The sequence below is a fragment of the Brevundimonas sp. KM4 genome (genome assembly GCF_000964075.1).
Taxonomy (GTDB): Bacteria; Pseudomonadota; Alphaproteobacteria; order Caulobacterales; family Caulobacteraceae; genus Brevundimonas; species Brevundimonas huaxiensis.
Genome location: NZ_JZRG01000009.1, coordinates 21,755 through 38,507, shown reverse-complemented (window position 1 = coordinate 38,507; position 16,753 = coordinate 21,755). Strand labels below are relative to the sequence as shown.

19 protein-coding genes are annotated in these 16,753 nt (G+C 67.1%); 12 read left to right on the top strand and 7 right to left on the bottom strand.

The window, feature by feature from the left end; genetic code table 11:
* Nucleotides 1-185: 185 nt before the first annotated feature.
* From VH88_RS06695 to VH88_RS06685, 3 genes are all read left to right on the top strand, one after another.
* Nucleotides 186-1,124, top strand: coding sequence for a winged helix-turn-helix domain-containing protein (locus tag VH88_RS06695; protein WP_045810569.1), 939 nt, complete (start codon nucleotides 186-188; stop codon nucleotides 1,122-1,124).
* A 91-nt stretch (nucleotides 1,125-1,215) separates the two neighbouring features.
* A complete protein-coding gene (locus VH88_RS06690; protein WP_052689517.1) occupies nucleotides 1,216-2,223 on the top strand; it encodes a sensor histidine kinase in 1,008 nt (335 codons plus the stop codon).
* Between the two features lie 62 nt (nucleotides 2,224-2,285).
* On the top strand, nucleotides 2,286-2,633 hold the full coding sequence (locus VH88_RS06685; RefSeq protein ID WP_045810568.1) for an ArsC family reductase: 348 nt from the start codon (nucleotides 2,286-2,288) through the stop codon (nucleotides 2,631-2,633).
* On the opposite strand, the gene VH88_RS06680 is transcribed toward VH88_RS06685, so the two are convergent.
* Together VH88_RS06680 and VH88_RS06675 are read right to left on the bottom strand one after the other, a co-directional pair.
* Nucleotides 2,626-3,435 (bottom strand): endonuclease/exonuclease/phosphatase family protein, encoded by an 810-nt coding sequence (locus tag VH88_RS06680; protein ID WP_045810567.1) that lies wholly within the window; start codon nucleotides 3,433-3,435, stop codon nucleotides 2,626-2,628. The genes VH88_RS06685 and VH88_RS06680 overlap by 8 nt on opposite strands.
* A gap of 7 nt (nucleotides 3,436-3,442) precedes the next feature.
* Nucleotides 3,443-3,682 carry a DUF2188 domain-containing protein gene (locus tag VH88_RS06675; RefSeq protein WP_017506104.1) on the bottom strand — a complete coding sequence of 80 codons (240 nt, stop codon included), beginning with the start codon at nucleotides 3,680-3,682 and terminating at the stop codon, nucleotides 3,443-3,445.
* A 176-nt stretch (nucleotides 3,683-3,858) separates the two neighbouring features.
* Between VH88_RS06675 and VH88_RS06670 the strand changes: the two genes are divergently transcribed.
* The 8 genes from VH88_RS06670 to VH88_RS06635 all read left to right on the top strand — a co-directional run bounded on the left by VH88_RS06670 (nucleotide 3,859) and on the right by VH88_RS06635 (nucleotide 10,569).
* The gene (locus tag VH88_RS06670; RefSeq protein WP_045810566.1) at nucleotides 3,859-4,254 is read left to right on the top strand and encodes a DUF6249 domain-containing protein; all 396 of its coding nucleotides are present in this window, start codon (nucleotides 3,859-3,861) and stop codon (nucleotides 4,252-4,254) included.
* Between the two features lie 24 nt (nucleotides 4,255-4,278).
* Nucleotides 4,279-4,836, top strand: a complete 558-nt coding sequence (locus VH88_RS06665) for an RNA polymerase sigma factor (protein ID WP_045810565.1) — start codon at nucleotides 4,279-4,281, stop codon at nucleotides 4,834-4,836.
* Complete coding sequence (locus tag VH88_RS06660) at nucleotides 4,826-5,242, top strand: hypothetical protein (protein ID WP_045810564.1); 417 nt, start codon at nucleotides 4,826-4,828, stop codon at nucleotides 5,240-5,242. The genes VH88_RS06665 and VH88_RS06660 overlap by 11 nt, the downstream gene beginning before the upstream one ends.
* Before the next feature lie 69 nt (nucleotides 5,243-5,311).
* A complete protein-coding gene (gene panB / locus VH88_RS06655; RefSeq protein WP_045810563.1) occupies nucleotides 5,312-6,148 on the top strand; it encodes a 3-methyl-2-oxobutanoate hydroxymethyltransferase in 837 nt (278 codons plus the stop codon).
* A 79-nt stretch (nucleotides 6,149-6,227) separates the two neighbouring features.
* On the top strand, nucleotides 6,228-7,019 hold the full coding sequence (locus tag VH88_RS06650) for a tetratricopeptide repeat protein (RefSeq protein WP_045810562.1): 792 nt from the start codon (nucleotides 6,228-6,230) through the stop codon (nucleotides 7,017-7,019).
* 26 nt (nucleotides 7,020-7,045) lie between these two features.
* Nucleotides 7,046-8,428: a PQQ-binding-like beta-propeller repeat protein gene (locus tag VH88_RS06645; protein WP_045810561.1), complete on the top strand. Its 1,383-nt coding sequence runs from the start codon at nucleotides 7,046-7,048 to the stop codon at nucleotides 8,426-8,428.
* Nucleotides 8,429-8,459: 31 nt separating this feature from the next.
* The gene (gene der, locus VH88_RS06640; protein ID WP_045810560.1) at nucleotides 8,460-10,079 is read left to right on the top strand and encodes a ribosome biogenesis GTPase Der; all 1,620 of its coding nucleotides are present in this window, start codon (nucleotides 8,460-8,462) and stop codon (nucleotides 10,077-10,079) included.
* A 4-nt stretch (nucleotides 10,080-10,083) separates the two neighbouring features.
* On the top strand, nucleotides 10,084-10,569 hold the full coding sequence (locus VH88_RS06635; RefSeq protein ID WP_045810559.1) for an NUDIX hydrolase: 486 nt from the start codon (nucleotides 10,084-10,086) through the stop codon (nucleotides 10,567-10,569).
* On the opposite strand, the gene VH88_RS06630 is transcribed toward VH88_RS06635, so the two are convergent.
* The 4 genes from VH88_RS06630 to radA are packed head-to-tail and all read right to left on the bottom strand — an operon-like array spanning nucleotide 10,566 to nucleotide 14,908.
* Complete coding sequence (locus VH88_RS06630) at nucleotides 10,566-11,318, bottom strand: SDR family NAD(P)-dependent oxidoreductase (RefSeq protein ID WP_045810558.1); 753 nt, start codon at nucleotides 11,316-11,318, stop codon at nucleotides 10,566-10,568. The genes VH88_RS06635 and VH88_RS06630 overlap by 4 nt on opposite strands.
* 58 nt (nucleotides 11,319-11,376) lie before the next feature.
* Nucleotides 11,377-12,882, bottom strand: coding sequence for an amidophosphoribosyltransferase (purF, locus tag VH88_RS06625; protein ID WP_045810557.1), 1,506 nt, complete (start codon nucleotides 12,880-12,882; stop codon nucleotides 11,377-11,379).
* A gap of 27 nt (nucleotides 12,883-12,909) precedes the next feature.
* Nucleotides 12,910-13,506 carry a CvpA family protein gene (locus VH88_RS06620; protein ID WP_045810556.1) on the bottom strand — a complete coding sequence of 199 codons (597 nt, stop codon included), beginning with the start codon at nucleotides 13,504-13,506 and terminating at the stop codon, nucleotides 12,910-12,912.
* A gap of 31 nt (nucleotides 13,507-13,537) precedes the next feature.
* Nucleotides 13,538-14,908: a DNA repair protein RadA gene (radA, locus tag VH88_RS06615; RefSeq protein ID WP_045810555.1), complete on the bottom strand. Its 1,371-nt coding sequence runs from the start codon at nucleotides 14,906-14,908 to the stop codon at nucleotides 13,538-13,540.
* Nucleotides 14,909-15,080: 172 nt separating this feature from the next.
* Here radA and VH88_RS06610 point away from each other — a divergent pair, with 172 nt between their 5' ends.
* Nucleotides 15,081-15,710, top strand: a complete 630-nt coding sequence (locus VH88_RS06610; protein ID WP_045810554.1) for a Yip1 family protein — start codon at nucleotides 15,081-15,083, stop codon at nucleotides 15,708-15,710.
* Here VH88_RS06610 and alr read toward each other — a convergent pair.
* Nucleotides 15,704-16,750, bottom strand: a complete 1,047-nt coding sequence (gene alr, locus VH88_RS06605; RefSeq protein WP_045810553.1) for an alanine racemase — start codon at nucleotides 16,748-16,750, stop codon at nucleotides 15,704-15,706. The genes VH88_RS06610 and alr overlap by 7 nt on opposite strands.
* Between the last annotated feature and the right edge of the window lie 3 nt (nucleotides 16,751-16,753).

The window sequence follows — 16,753 nt, the reverse complement described above, 5'->3', positions numbered from 1 at the left end:
GCCGTCTCTAAACGCCCGATACTAAAGCGGATTTGTCGGCGAACAATGACGGCAAGGGGGGCGCCGCAGAGCGTGGATCGATCGTCGCTCCGCCTCTGTCCCGAAACCTCATTTTCGGTAGTTGTCTTGTCGACAGGGGCGCGAGCGAGGACGACAGTGTTCGCTGAAGCCTCTGATGGTCTGCAATGTCTCTGCGTTTACAAGCCGCTCAGGTCGCTTGGCTGAATACGAAGCTGACGCTCGATTTCATCGCCGCATCCCGCACCTGGATCGACGAGGATTTGATATCCGCCCTGCTGACTGCGGGCGTCGTGGATGCGAACGTCAGAGGCGCCGATGACGAAGGTGCGGCACGCAACCCTTCCATCGGAGCCGGCATTTTGCCGAACGCCCTGCGGCGGCCTGTGAATGCGATCAGCATCGCCATGTCCCTGGGCGTGCCGCGCGAGAGCGCGCGCACAAAACTGGCGGGCCTGGTGGAGCGGGGGATCTTGGTCCGGACCGACGGCGGCTTCGTCTTGCGCGCCGAGGTGTCGCAGTCGAAACCGTTCAAGTCTGCGATGGAAGCCTTTCTGCTGGCCACGGTGGAGTTCGTCGATGGGCTGGCGATGCTGAATGCATGCGGCGCCCGCGACGGCGACAGGGTCGTCACGCCAGCCTGGCCAGTCGCCGGCCTGGCGACGCGGCTGATGACGGCCCACGTCCTGAAAGGCATCCAGCACGCCTGGTCGCTGAAGCCCGAAATCAGCATGACGACGCACTACGTCCTGCTCTGGCTGTCGCATCTCACCGGAAGCGCCTTGCGGGTCGTTCAGGACGAGCCGGACGCCGGCCGTCTCGGCCCCCTGAACCCGCCGTTCGGGCCGGTGAGCGTGATCGAGGTCGCCAAGGCCGCCAGAATGGACGACGAAACGGTCCGCCGGCACCTGGGTCAGCTTGAAAAGGCAGGCCTGGTGATCCGGGTCGCGGGCAAGAGAGACATCAATCTGCCGGATCAGACCCTGGTCGCGAACTGGCTCGATTTCCAAAGCCGGACGATCCTCGGCACGCAGCAACTGGTGCGCAAACTCTATGTCGCGGGCGTGATCGTCGATCAGCCAAGCGAAACCATCCGATTATTCTGAACGACGATGATGAGGTTCGCATCCCAGATCGATGCTGGAGCTGCATTCGTCGGTTGCTCGTCGAATGCCGTCGTCAATAGGGGGCGCGCCGATGCCGGCCCTTATTGACGCGTTCGATTGGGCGACGACGCCCCTGGGGCCAAGGCGCGATTGGTCGCCCGCGCTGAGCATTACCTATGACATGATGATGGGAATGGGTTTTGCGGCCAGCGTCATGTGGGGCCCGGAGCGCACCCTGCTCTACAACGGCGCCTATATGCCGCTGCTCGGACAAAAGCATCCGAACGCCCTGGGCCGTCCGCTGGATCAGGTCTGGCATGAGGTGTGGGACGATCTGCGCCCTCTGACGGAGCGCGCGCTGGCAGGCGAAACCGTTTTTCTGGAAGACCTGCCGCTGACGATGGTTCGAAACGGCTATGCGGAAGACACCAGCTGGACACTGTCCTACAGCCCCGTGCGGGACGGCGACGCGATCGTCGGCATTCTCAATATCGCCATCGAAACGACCGAGCGGGTGCGGGGCGAGCAACACCGGCAGATGCTGGTCGACGAATGCGGTCACCGGGTGAAGAACACCCTCGCCCTGGTTCAAGCGGTCGCCCGCAGCACCCTGTCGGGCGTCGATCGTGACGTGCTGGAGCGTTTCGACGAGCGACTGAACGCCATCGCCCGGACCCAGCAGACGCTGGACGAAAAGGCGTGGAATGGCGGCGACCTCGGTGAGATCGTTCGCGACGCGGTCGGTAATCTGGTGCGCAGGCCGGTCTCGATCTCGGGGCCGTCGGTGCAGCTGTCGCCGCGTGTGGCGCAAACGGTCGCCTTGATCATCCACGAACTGACGACGAACGCGTTCAAGCATGGCGCCCTCGCCAAGCCCGGCGGCCGCGTCTCGGTCGATTGGCGGCTGGATGAGGGTGAACTTGTCCTGACGTGGATCGAAGGCGGGGGCGCGCCGGCCCATCCGCCGCTCAAGACCGGCTTTGGCGTCAAACTACTCGCGAGAGGCCTGCTGGGGGGCGGCGGCGCGGATCTTCGCTATGGCGTAGAGGGGTTCTCGGCGACGTTCACAGCGCCGGCGTCGCGTCTGACCGACAGTTGACGATGCCTTGCGAGGGGGCGAAAGCGGCTGCATCCGCTTGATCCCCGACCTTCGAGAGACCCATGACCTACACCCTATATGGCATTCCCAACTGCGACACGGTGAAGAAGGCCCGGGTCTGGCTGGAGCAGCAGGGGGTCGATTACGTCTTCCACGACTACAAGAAGGCCGGGGTGGATGCGGGGCGGCTGGGCCAGTGGGTCGACGAGCACGGTTGGGAGACGGTGCTGAACCGGGCCGGGACGACGTTCAAGAAGCTGCCGGACGCCGACAAGGCGGACATCGACAAGTCGAAGGCGATCGCGCTGATGACGGCCCAGCCGTCGATGATCAAGCGGCCGGTGCTGGATCTGGGGGATCGGCGTCTGGTTGGGTTCAAGCCCGAGACCTACGCCTCGGCGTTTACCTGAGCCGGACGGTCGCGACGACGCCGAAGTGGTCAGACGGGTATTCGCCGTTGGTCGGCGTGTCGCCGAAGCGACAGGCGTCGCCGGGCGTGAAGGCGGCCTGTTCGACGAAGATGTGGTCGATGACGCGCTCGGGATGACCCTTGGCCGGGTTTAAGGTGGTCGTGACCGCGCCGCGGGGCAGGGCGCTGAAGAAGCGGGGACCCGTCAGGGTCGCCAGGCCGGAATCCTCCTGCGTCGCATTGAAGTCGCCCATGACGATCAGGGGCGTGTCGTCCTGCGGCAGCCAGCCGAGCAGCGACGCGATCTGGCGAGCGCGGACCGGGCCGGCGTCCTGCTGCCACGCCAGATGGGTGACGACGACATCGACCGGGCGACCCTGGACGGCGACGCGAAGCCGAAGCGCGGTGCGGAAATCGTCGAGCGGCTCGAGCTTGGTCGAGGCTTCGGCCAGAACAGGCAGGCGGGTCAGCAGGGCGTTGCCATAGCGACGCGGGGCGCCCTCCGCGTCGGTCGAGACGAAGGCGACATGATAGCCGCCCAGTTCGCGCGCCAGCATCCGGGCCTGGTTCTCAAGCCCGACATTGGCGTCCTCCAGCACCTCCTGAAGGGCGATGACGTCGGCGTTCTGGGCCTTCAGGGCTGCGATCAGTAGCGGACGGCGGGCGGCCCAGTCGCCCATGTTGTGCCAGATGTTGAAGGTGACGAGCTTCAGCTCGGCGGGCGTCTTGGCCTTTGGGGCCGTGGCGCAGCCTGCCAGCGGCGCCAGCGCGGCGGCGGCCAGCAGGGTGCGACGGGGGATCATCTCGGCCTCAGCCCTCGACGTCCGTCGAGGGGCGGTCGTGGCCGTCGGCGCTTTCGGTGACCCATTCGCCGGCGGCGGTCTCGTATTCTATGGCGGCGGTCTGGTCCGGCACGCGCTGCTCGCGTGCGGCGCGGACAGCGGCGGCCTTGGCGTCGTCGTGGCTGGCGAAGGTCTCGGAATAGGTGTCGCCGGACTTGTAGGCCCAGCCGCCGTCATGTTCGACGATGCGATAGGTGACATGGGCCATGGGGACGCGCTCCTGAGATTGATGAAACCGGACCCTAGACCGAACCGGCGGCGGCCGAAACGGCGACCTTACGAAGATTTCACGCAACGCCGCGCATCCGTTGAGGCGTCGGCCAGCCTCTTGTGATCAGAAGGCCGCCGCATCAGGCTGCTGCAACGGTTCAAGGGGTACTCGTCATGCAAGACTTCATTCCGATCTTTGCGCTGTTCGCCGTCTTCGGCACGATCACCGCCATCGTCTTCGGCCCGCAGGTGCTGAAGTATCGCGAAAAGCGCGACATGCAGGAAACCATCCGCCATGCGGTGGACAAGGGCCAGCAACTGCCGCCCGAACTGATCGACGTCATGACCAAGGACGTGCAGAAGAGCCTGCCGTCGCGCACCAAGGACATCCGGCGCGGCGTCATCTGGCTGGCGTCCGGCATCGGCATCGCCGCCTTCTCGGTCGTCAGCGAACTGGGCGGGAACTTCAACGGCAATCTGGACAGCGGCCTGCTGGGCATCTCGTGCATTCCCGTCACGATCGGCCTGGCCTTCATCGTCCTGAGCTTCTTCAACAAGGGCGCGGACTGACCACGGCGGGCGGGGGAAGCTCTGATGAGCAAGTCTCTACGCGACTTCCACGATGTGGAGTTGGCCGCCCAGGCGGCGGCCGGCGGTCGGCGGGAGTATGGCGAGCTGGTGCGTCGGCACGGGTCGGCGGTACGGGGGCTGCTGCGCCGGATGGGGGCGACGCCGTCCCTGTCCGACGACGTGGCGCAGGACGCCTTTCTGCAAGGGTTCCAGCGATGCGCGGAGTTTCGCGGGCAGGGAACGTTTGCGGGCTGGATCAAGAAGATCGCCGCGCGGCTGTATCTGAAGCGGGTGGCCAAGGAGGCGCGCTACGTCGCGGAGATCGAGGCCGATCAGGCGGACGTGGTCGTCGACCGCGGCGGTCTGATGGACCTGGACGAGGCGTTGAAGACGCTCAGCGAGACCGAGCGTGTCTGCGTCGCCCTGTGCCACGGCGCGGGGATGTCGCATCCGGAAATCGCGGCAGCCATGAATTTGCCGCTTGGCACGGTGAAATCGCATGTCAAACGTGGTCTGGATAAACTCCGTGCGCGGCTTCAACCGGCGCACGGCTCAGGCGGGAGGTCGGTCCATGTCGGCTGATGAATTTGATCCGATGATCGAAAGGCTGTTCGCCCAGGCGCCGAGCCTGCCGGACGAGGCCCTGTTCCTGGCGACGGTCAAGGCGCGCATGGAGACGCGGTCGCGCTGGCGCGCTCTGACCCTGACGGCGGCCGGACTGATCGGCGGCGTGCTGGCGGTGCGCGAGGGGGTGAACATCAACTTCACTGCCGACGGCGATACGACGCTGGCGCAAGGCCTGAGGGCGGCGGCCGTCACGGCGCAGGGCGCAGCGCAGTCGGGCCTGGACGGATTGGGCCTGCAAGGTCTGGGCGTCGGGTCGCTGGACCTGATGAACGGCTCGGGCATGATGGCCTTCTGGATCGTCGCCGGGGCCCTGGTCGCCCTGATGGCGGCGGGCGTGGCGAAGCTGTCGCAGGACGTGTGAGCGCGGCTGCAAGGGTGACACCGGCGGGGCAGGGGCCTATCTGACCCCTTCACGTCAGGAGGCCCGGCGATGTCCGTCCATACCCAAGAGAGCGTCAAACGCATCACCGTGCCCGATATCGCAGGGCGCAAGGGCGGCGAGCCGATCGTCTGCCTGACGGCCTATGACGCGCCGATGGCGGCCCTGCTGGACCCGCACTGCGACGTGCTGCTGGTCGGCGACAGCCTGGGGATGGCGGTTCACGGCCTGCCCAACACCGTGGGCGTGACGCTGGAGATGATGATCCTGCATGGGCAGGCCGTCATGCGCGGCGCCAGACGGGCCATGGTGGTCGTGGACATGCCGTTCGGCTCCTACGAAGGCGGCAAGGAGGTCGCCTACGCCAACTGCGTGCGCGTGATGAAGGAGACGGGCGCCCAGGCGGTGAAGCTGGAAACCAGCATCGATATGGCCGAGATCGTCGCCTTTCTGGTCAAGCGCGGCATTCCGGTCATGGGCCATGTCGGCCTGCGCCCCCAGGCGATCCTGGCCGAGGGCGGGTTCAAGGCCAAGGGCCGGACCGACAGCGAGCGCGATCGGGTGCTGGCCGAGGCCAAGGCCGTCGCCGAGGCCGGCGCCTTCTGCATCGTCATCGAGGGCGTCGCCGAATCGCTGGCGCGCGAGATCACCGAGACGATCGACGCGCCCACCATCGGCATCGGCGCCTCGGCCGCCTGCGACGGTCAGGTGCTGGTGGTCAACGACATGCTGGGCCTGTTCGACTGGACCCCGAAGTTCGTGCGCAAATACGCCGATCTGCGCACCGAGATCGACCGGGCGGCGGCCGCTTTCGCCAGCGATGTGAAAACCCGCCGTTTTCCTGCCGAAGTCGAGACCTACTTCTCGAAAAAGCCGGCTTCGCAGTAACGGACGACGTTGCGGGCGGGGAGCCGACCTTCTAGGGTCCGCGCCGGTTTGCATTTCGCGATTTTGGGGCGACGTTTCAGTGGTTGATGTCTTCGAGCAGGTCGAGGAGGAGCTTCGCTCCGACAAGTTGAAGCGCCTGGCCAAGACCTGGCTGCCCGTTTTCGGCGTGGTGCTGGTCGTCGCCCTGATCGGCGCCCTGGGCTGGTGGGGCTGGGACAGCCTGAACTCCAACAAGGCCGCCAAGGCCGCCGAGGCCTATGACCGCGGCATGGAGGCCCTGCGCGCCGACAAGCCGATGGACGCCCGCGCCGCCTTCGAGGAAGCGATCAAGGAAGGCAACGGCGCCTACAAGGTCCTGGCCCTGCAGCAGCAGGCCGGTCTGGCCGTCAGCGCCAACAAGGTCCAGGACGCGGTTCGCCTGTTCGACGAGGCCGCCAAGGCGTCCAGCGATCCGATCCTGTCGGACCCGCCCGCCTTGAAGGCCGCCTTCCTGATCATGGATACCGCGCCGCTGGCCGAGATCGAAAAGCGCCTGACGCCGCTGGCCGAAGACAAGCGCCCGCTGCACGCCTTCGCCCAGGAAGCTCTGGCCCTGGCGCGCCTGCAACACGGCAAGACCAAGGAAGCGCGTGAGGCCTTCGTGCTGCTGCAACTGGGTCAGGACGTGCCGGACTCGATCCGTCAGCGCGCCCAGATCGCCGTGGAATCCATCGACGCCGGCACCGCAGCCGCCATCAAGCCCATCATCGACGCCGCCGCCAAGGCGACGCCGCCGGCCGCCGGCGCTGCAAACGCGATGACGCCCTCGGCTGCTCCGGCTCAGGCTGCTCCGGCCCAGGCGGCTCCCGCCGCCGCGCCGGCCGCCCAATAGTGACGACCCCTTACAGGACGCCCCCGATGAACCGAGTTCTGAAAGTCGCGCTGATCTGCGGCGTCGCCGCAACGATGGCGTCCTGCGGCACCGTTCGCCGCAACCTGCCGTTCGGTCTGGGCGGCGGCAAGGAAGACGCCGGCGCGACCGCCTCGGCCGGCCAGCGCATCTCGGTGCTGGAGTTCGAACAGAGCCTGTCGCCGTCGGCCGCCCTGTCGGGTCGCGACTTCTTCCTGCCGGGTCCGCAGGCCGTGACGGCCTGGACGCAGCCGGGCGGCACGTCCGAGAACCTGGTCGAGCATGTCATTGCGGCGCCGAACTTCCAGATCGCCTGGAAGCGGGGCATCGGCTCGGGATCGGCCCACGTCGGCAACGTCATGGCCCCGATCGTGGCCGCGGACGGCAAGATCTTCGTGCTGGACGGCGAATCGACCGTTTCGGCGGTTTCGGCCGACACCGGCGCGATCCTGTGGAAGGCCAACGTCAAGAACGCCGATCGTGACCGCAACGGCGGCTTCGGCGGCGGCGTCGCCGTGGGCGGCGGCAAGGTCTTCGTCTCGTCCGGCTACCGCTCGATGACGGCGCTGGACGCCAACACCGGCGCGGTGGTCTGGACCCAGCAGGTGGACGCCCCGATCCACGGCGCCCCGACCGTCTCGGGCAACCGGGTCTTCGTCGTGGACGTGGACAGCCAGCTGTTCGCCTTCGACGCCAACACCGGCGCCCAGGACTGGACCTATCGCGGCATCGCCGAGCCGGCGCGCGTCATGCGCGCCTCCAGCCCCGCCGTCAGCGGCACGACCGTCGTCGCCCCGTTCGCCTCGGGCCAGCTGGTCGCGCTGAGCGCCCTGAACGGCCAGGCGGTTTGGGAAGAGACCCTGTCGCGTACCAGCCGCACCAGCGCCCTGTCGGAAGTTCGCGACGTGGCGGGCCGTCCGGTCATCAGCCGCGGCATGGTCTATGGCGTCAGCCACTCGGGCGTGATGTCGGCGCTGGACCTGCGTTCGGGCCAGCCCAAGTGGCAACTGCCGGTGACGGGCGTGAATGCGCCCCTGCCGGTTGGCGACGCCGTTTTCGTGGTGTCCAAGTCGGGTCAACTGATCACGGCCAACCGCGACACGGGCCAGATCTACTGGACGCGTGAACTGAACGAGGGGCGCGAGCGCCGCGAGGGCGGTTTCCTGACCTTCGGCCGCCGCACCATCCGCCCGCAATGGTCGGGACCGCTGCTGGCCTCCAACCGTCTGGTGATGGTCAATTCATTCGGAGAGGCCGTCGCCTTTGATCCGAAGACCGGCGTGGCGCAGACGACGCTGAAGCTGGGCGCGCCAGCCTATATCGCGCCCGCCGCCTATAACGGCGCGTTGTATGTGCTGACCGACAACGGCCAACTGATCTGCATCCGCTGATTTTCAGCCCAAACTAAGCTAGAAGGCCGACATGGCTCTGAAGGTCGCCATCGTCGGCCGCCCCAATGTGGGCAAATCGACACTGTTCAACCGCCTCGTCGGCAAGCGCCTGGCGCTCGTCGACGATCGCCCCGGCGTGACCCGCGACCGGCGCTACGCCGACGGCAACATCGGCGACATGGATCTGACGCTGATCGACACGGCGGGATACGAGGACGTCACCGACGACAGCCTGGAAGCCCGGATGCGCGAGCAGACCGAGGCCGCGCTGGACGACGCCGAACTGGTCATGTTCATGATGGACGCCCGCGAGGGGGTGACGTCGCTGGACCGGATCTTCGCCGAACGCCTGCGACGGGTGCACAAGCCGGTCATCCTCTTGGCCAACAAGTCCGAGAGCCGCGAAAGCGGCGGCGGCGTCGGCGAGGCGCACGCCCTGGGCTTTGGCGAACCTGTCGCCATCTCGGCCGAGCATGGCGAGGGGATGGCCGATCTGTATGCCGCCATCGTCGCGGCCTCGCAGGACATCTTCGTCGAGGAAATCGACGAGCCGGACAAGCCGATCCGCATCGCCGTCATCGGCCGGCCCAATGCGGGCAAGTCCACGCTGATCAACCGCCTGATCGGCGACGACCGGCTGCTGACCGGGCCGGAAGCGGGCATCACCCGCGACTCCATTTCAGTCGACTGGCAGTTCGAGGGCAAGAACATCCGCCTGGTCGATACGGCGGGGATGCGTCGCAAGGCGCGGGTGCAGGAGAAGCTGGAGAAGCTGTCGGTCGCCGACACCATCAGGGCCATAACCTTCGCCGAAGTCGTCATCCTGATGATGGACAAGGACGACGCTTTCGACACCCAGGACCTGCAGTTGGCCGATCTGGTCGAGCGCGAGGGCCGCGCCCTGGTCTATGTCGCGTCGAAGTGGGACCTGGAGGACGAGCCCCAATCCCGCATGGCCAAGCTGAAGGGCATGGCCGAGGACAAGCTGCCGCAACTGAAGGGGTCGCCCTTCGTGGCCCTGTCTTCGCACAGCGGACGCGGCGTCGAGCGGCTGATGCCGGCGGTGCTTCAGGCCTATGACACCTGGTCGGTCAAGGTGAAGACCAAGGACCTGAACACCTGGCTGTCCATGGCGACCCAGCGGCACCCGCCACCCGCCGTCGACGGCAAGCGGATCAAGCCGAAATATATCGCCCAGACCAAGGCCCGCCCGCCGACCTTTGTGCTGATGGCCAACCGCGCCGAGTCGATGCCGGAGCATTACAAGCGCTATCTGGTCAACTCGATCCGCGAGAGCTTCGACCTGCCGGGCACGCCGATCCGTCTGAACGTCAAGTCCAGCGGCGTGAACCCCTATGCCGAGGGCGGCGCCAAGTCCGGGCCGGAACGCTACAAGGGCGACGCCAAGACCGCGCCGCGCCGCGTCAAGAAGGCCGAGAAGGAAGAGGCCCTGTCCAAACTGCCAGGCAAGGCGCTGGAGCAGAAGAAGACCCGCAAGGCCCAGCCCAAGATACTGGGCGGGTTGAAATCCAGCGCGTCGAAGAAGGCCGGTTCGTCCGTGGCGGTCCAGAAGGGCGCGCGCGGCGGCGCCCGCCAGGTGTCGCGTTCGGGCCGGATCCGCACGGGGCAAAAGGGCGGCGCCAAGAAGTGACGGCGTGAGCGAGGCCGAGAGCGCGCTTCCCGCCCGGCCCACCTCGCGTTGGCTGATTCTGGACGGGCAGGGGCGGGTGCTGTTGTTCCAGTTCGTGTTTTCCGAAGGACCGCTCGCCGGCACGGCCTTCTGGGCGACGCCCGGCGGCGGGTGCGAGGCCGGCGAAACCTTCGAAGCCGCCGCGCGCCGTGAACTGTTCGAAGAGACGGGCCTGGTCGTCGAAGACCCCGGCCCACAGGTCGCCCAGGTCCGCGTCAGCTTCCGCCTGCCTGACGGTCGAATGGCGGATGTGGATCAGAGATTTTTTCTGCTGCGCACCGACGACTTTCTCCTGTCGCCCAAGGGCTGGACGGACGAGGAGCAGAGGGTTCTGACGCAACACCGCTGGTGGAGCCTCGACGACATCCGCCAATCCAATGAGACGATCTGGCCGGCTGAATTGGCGGAAATCCTGATTTCGCTCCGCCTGCCGCTGATCGGCGCTCGTTAGATCAAGGCGTCGACCGAGGGGCCGGCGGTCCAGTCGCGGAACTTGATCGTCAGCGGGGGCGTGGCGGCGGCGTTCGACAGTTCGACGACGAGCGGGCCGATCTCGGAGGGGTGGGGCAGGACGGACGGGTCTTCGCCCGGATAGGCCTGGGCGCGCATGGCGGTGCGCATGCGGCCGGGATCGACGATGCTGACGCGCACGGGCGTGCTCTCGATCTCGTCGGCCCAGGCCTTCACCAGAGCTTCGGCTCCGGCCTTGGTCGCGGCGTACATGCCCCAGAAGGCCTTGGGCGCGCTGGCGACGCTGGTGGTGAAGTGGATGGCGCGGCCGGCGTCGGAGGCGCGCAGCAGCGGCTCCAGCGAGCGGATCAGGCGATAGACCGCGGTGAAGTTGGTCTTTTCGACCTTGGCGAACTCGCGCGGGTCGGCGTGCGACACCGGCGTCAAGCCCGAGGGGCCCATGGTGGCGGCGCAGTGGACCCAGATGTCCAGCTTCTTGAACCGTTCAAAGATGGCGCCGCCCAGCCGGTCGATAGCCCCGCCGTCCACCAGATCGAAAGGGATCAGGGTGGCATGGCGGCCGGTGGCGGCGAAGATGGCGTCGTCCAGCTCTTCCAGACCGCCTTGGGTGCGCGCCGTCGCAATGACGTGGGCGCCGGCCTTGGCCAGGGCCAGGGCGCTCTCATAACCGATGCCGCGCGAGGCGCCGACGACGAGGGCGATACGGTCTTTCAGGGGAAGTTCGGACATGGCCGCTGATAGCGCGGCCTCGACCCTCAAGCCAAGGCCCGCGCGCTCAGGTTTCGCCCTAGGCGCTGACCAGCAAGGATAGCTGTTTGGCGCCGAACTCGCGCCCGCCTTCCTCGATCTCGCGATCCAGCAGGCGGGTGGGGTAGTCGCCGGTGAAGTAGTGGTCGGTGAACTGCGGGGCGGCGGCGTTGCGGCCGGTCTCGCCCATAGCTCGATACAGGCCGTCGATGGACAGGAAGCCGAGCGAATCGACCTCCAGCATGTCGCGCATTTCTTCCAGCGTCTTGTTGGCGGCAAGCAGCTGGGCGCGCTCGGGCATGTCGATGCCGTAGAAGTCGGGGAACAGGATCTGCGGGCTGGCCGAGCGCAGGTGGACCTCGGTAGCGCCGGCGGCGCGCACGGCGCGAACCAGCTTCAGCGAGGTCGTGCCGCGCACGATGGAATCGTCGATCAGCACGACGCGCTTGCCGGCCAGGGCCGACTTGTTGGGGCTGTGCTTCATACGCACGCCCTTTTGACGGGCGCCCTGGCTGGGCTGGATGAAGGTGCGGCCCAAGTAGTGACTGCGGATGATGCCCATTTCGTAGGGGATGCCGCTTTCCTGGGCGTAGCCGAGGGCGGCTGGAACGCCGGAGTCGGGCACTGGCACGACGATGTCGGCCTCGACGCCCAGTTCGCGGGCGAGGCCGCGACCCATCTCCTTGCGGACCTCATAGACGGAGCGGCCGTTCACGACCGAATCCGGGCGCGAGAAATAGACGTATTCGAACAGGCAGGGACGTGCAGCGCGGGCGGGGAAGGGCTTGAGCGAGCGCAGGCCGCTGTCGTCGATGACGACGATCTCGCCGTGTTCGACGTCGCGAACGAAGGTGGCGCCCATCATGTCCAGGGCGCAGGTTTCGGACGCCAGAACCCAGCCGTCGCCCAACTGACCCAGGACCAGCGGACGAATGCCCAGCGGGTCGCGCGCGCCGATCATCTTGGTGCGGGTCTGGGCCACCAAGGCGTAGCCGCCTTCAATCCGGGCCAGGGCGTCAGTGAAGCGATCGACGATCTTGGCTTTGCGGCTGCGCGCAATCAGGTGGAGGATGACTTCGGAATCCGAAGTCGACTGGAAGATGGCGCCCTCGCTGACCAGCTGGGCGTGCAGGAATTTGAAGTTGGTCAGGTTGCCGTTGTGGGCGATGGCGATGCCGCCCTGGTCCAGATCGGCGAACATCGGCTGGATGTTGCGCAGGAAGCTGCCGCCGGCGGTGGAGTAGCGGGTGTGGCCCACGGCCGCGCGGCCGGGCATCCGCGTCATGAGGTCGGCGCCGCCGAAGGCCTCGCCCACCAGGCCCTGGTGGCGTTCGGTGTAGAAGCGCTCGTCCTTGACGCTGGCGATGCCGCAGGCTTCCTGGCCGCGATGCTGAAGGGCGTGAAGACCCAGCGCGACGACGGAAGAGCCCTCGTCCTCGTCCGCGCCCCAGACGCCGCAGACGCCGCATTCCAGACGGAGTTGGTCATCCTCCGGCTCGCGCCAGTGCTCGCGGTGAACGACGGGATCGGCGATATGGTGGCGCATCGTGGGGCTCCGATGACCGGGGGGAACTTAACGGGCGGCTTCGCGCGGCGAGTTAGGCTGTGATTGCGTCGGGGGCAAGGCTTCGTCGTCCGAAAAGCCCCGGCGTACGGACGAATCCACGACGGGCGTGATGGCGTCGGCGCCGCGCCCGATGCTGGGCAGGACGATCTGGATCATCCGCGCGCCCATGGCGCTGACCGGATAGAGGGCTGCATTTACGAGCCAGAGCGGCGTGCGCTCGCCCGGCAGGGCTGCGACGATGACCAGATGCACCGCGCCGATCAGGACCAGCGCGCGGACGCCGCCGATGAACAGGCCGAAGATGCGGTCGATGACGCCGAGGTGCGGATGGTCCTTGGCGCTCTTGGACATCATCGAACCGACCAGGCGCAGGCCAAAATAGACGACGAAGAAGGTCAGGACGGCGGCCAGGATCGACCCGGCCCATTCGGGATCGACGAAGGCGCGCGTGACGCCGGCGGTCCAGGGCAGGGCGATCAGGGCGACCAGGGCCGCCAGGGTCGCGCTGAGCAGGGTGATGACCTCGCGCACCCCGCCGCGCACCCAGCCGGCGGCGACGGAAAACAGGATCACCACGATGGCGAAGACGTCGTATCCGGTCACGCGTGCGGGATCCTGCGGTTGCTACGAGGGTCTAATAGCGGTTCTGCGAGATTCGTTCGACCACATCCGTCAGGCGCGTGACGGATGTCACCTTCACCCCCTTGGTCTTGGCGGTCAAAGTCGGGCCGAGCACCTGATCGAAGCCCAGTTTTTGCGCTTCGCGCAGGCGGGCCTCGGCGCGGCCCACGCTGCGGACCTCGCCCGACAGGCCGATTTCGCCGAAAACGACGCAGCCCTGGGGCAGGGACACGCCGGTCGCCGAACTGATCAGGGCCGCCGCCGCCGCGAGGTCGGCCGCCGGTTCGTTGATGCGCAGCCCCCCGGCGACATTCAGATAGACGTCCTGATCGCCGAAGCCGAAGCCGCAGCGGGCCTCCAGCACGGCCAGCACCATGGCCAGACGCCCCGTCTCCCAGCCGATCACGGCGCGGCGCGGGGTGCCGTAGGCGGACTTGGACACCAGGGCCTGCATCTCGACCAGCACCGGACGCGAGCCTTCGATCCCGGCGAAGACGGCGGCGCCCGGCGCGCGCTCCTTGCCTTCGCCGAGGAAGAGGGCGGAGGGGTTGGCGACCTCGCGCAGGCCGGCGTCGCCCATTTCGAACACGCCGATCTCGTCGGTGGCGCCGAAGCGGTTCTTGCCGGCGCGCAGGATGCGGAACGGATAGCCGCGCTCGCCCTCGAAGGTCATGACCGCATCGACCAGATGTTCGACGACGCGGGGGCCGGCGACCTGGCCGTCCTTGGTGACGTGGCCGACCAGAACGATGGCGGGGCCGTCGCTCTTGGCCAGACGCACCAGTTCGCCCGCGCAGGCCCTGACCTGGGTGATCGAGCCGGGACCGCTGTCGTGCACGTCGGACCAAAGGGTCTGAACCGAATCGATGATGACGATGTCGAACTTCTCGCGCTTCAGCGTGCCCAGGATGTCGCGCAGCGCCGTCGCGGCCGCCAGATTGACCGGGGCATCGGTCAGGCCCATCCGCTTGGCGCGGGCGCGGATCTGCTCAACGGCTTCCTCGCCCGAGATATAGGCCACGCGCGAACCGCGAAGCGCCGCCTTGGCCGCGACCTCCAGCAACAGGGTCGACTTGCCGACGCCCGGATCGCCGCTGAGCAGGATGGTCGAGCCGGGCACCACGCCGCCGCCGCACACACGGTCGAACTCGGCCACGCCCGTCGTGATGCGCGGCGGCTCTGGCGTGTCGGACTGAAGCGTTTCGAACTGGATGCCGCGCGTCCGGGCCGAAGCCGCCGCCGACGGCTTGATCGCGCCTGGCGGAGCCGAACGGCTTTCCTCGCTCAAGGTGTTCCACTGGCCGCAGGAACCGCACTGGCCCGACCACTTGCTGTGGACCGAGCCGCAGGACTGACAGACGTAGAGGGCGGAATCGCGAGCCATGGACTTCCTTAGCAGATCGAACGGTCGCGCCGGACATGGCGTCGGCGCACGACAGTTTCGGTCGCAAGCACAACCTTTGCCATATTGAGGGATTGAGAATGTGTCGCACACCCTTGCTTCTTGAAGCGACGCAACGTCAACATCCGCCCATCTTCTCTCGCCGAGGCCTGTCATGACCGATCCGACGACCCACTCCCAACCCGCTGTCGATCCGGCATTGGTCGCGCGGGTCAAGGGGATTTTGGTCCAGCCGAACGCCGAATGGCTGCGCATCGATGGTGAGTTCGCCACCACCAAAACGCTGTTCACTCGTTACGCGATGATCCTGGCCGCGATTGGTCCGATTGCTGGGTTGATTGGCAGCCTGATTTTCGGTGAAGCGTCGATTATCGGGGCTCTGGTGGTAGCTCTGGTATCCTACGGTCTGTCCCTTGCCGCAGTCTTTGTGCTTGGCATTCTTATCAACGCGTTGGCGCCCAGCTTCGGTTCGACCGTGGATCAGGTTCAGGCCATGAAGGTGGCGGTTTACGCTTCGACCGCAGCATGGGTCGCTGCGGTTTTCGACCTGATACCTGTGTTGAGCGTCTTGAGCCTGATCGGCGCGATTTACAGCCTGGTGCTGCTGTTCATCGGCCTGCCGATGCTGATGAAAACGCCGGAGGAAAAGAAGGTGGTCTACTACGTTGTCGTGCTGATCGCGGGCTTGGTTCTCTATGCGATTATAGGCGCGGCGATACGTGGGGTGACGCTCTCCGTCGCCGCTACGACCGGCGGTCTCCCCGGAATGGGCGCCGGCTACTGAGAATAGACGCGCGGCACGCGGGGGGTGATCGAGGTCAGCAACTCATAGCTGATGGTCCCCGCCGCGGCCGCGGCGTCGTCCAACAGGCGGTTCGGGCCGAACAGTTCGACCGGATCGCCGACCGCCACATCCAAGCCGGTGATGTCCACCGCGCAGACATCCATCGAGACCCGACCCAGCAGCGGCCGCGTCTCGTTGGCGATCCAGACCGCGCCCTGGGGCGAATAGGATCGCAGCAATCCATCGGCGTAACCGGCCGCCACGGTGGCGACCTTGATCGGGCGCTGGGCGATATAGCCGCGCGAATAGCCGACGCTCTCGCCCGCCGGCACGTCGCGGACCTGAAGCACCTCGGCCGTCAGGGTCGCCACGGGTGCAATCCGGGGATCGGGCCGCCCCTCCGGTCCGCCGCCGTAAAGACAGATGCCCGGGCGCACGGTGTCGAAGGCGAAGTCCGGGCCCAGGAAACAGCCGCTGGAGTTGGCGAACGACCGGATCACGCCCGGATAGCGATCCAGCACGCCCGCAAAGGCGTCACGCTGGCGTCGGTTCATCGGATTGGCCGGTTCGTCGGCGCAGGCGAGGTGGGTCAGGACCAGGGCCAGGCCGTCGAACGCCTCGGGCGCTTCCTCGGGTCGAATACCCAACCGGTTCATGCCGGTGTCGATCTGCAGCCCGCAGGTCCCGCCGCCCGCCGCCCTCCAGGCCTGGATCTGCGCCGGATGGTTCAGCACGGGCCGCAGGTCCGACGCCTTCAGCATCGCCGCATCGTCGCCGTGACAGCCGTCGAGCACATAGATCACCGGACCATCGGCGCCCAAGGCCGCCCGCAGCCGCACGCCCTCGGCCGCTCGCGCCACGAAGAAGGTCCGCGCCCCCTCGGCCATCAGCCGCGCCGCCACGGCCTGCGCGCCCAATCCATAGCCGTCCGCCTTGACCACCGGATGCACCGGCTGGCCGCTGACGGCCTCCAGCGTGTGATAGTTGCGCGCCAGGGCGTTCAGATCGACGGAGAGGACGGCGGGGGTCGATGCGGTCATGGC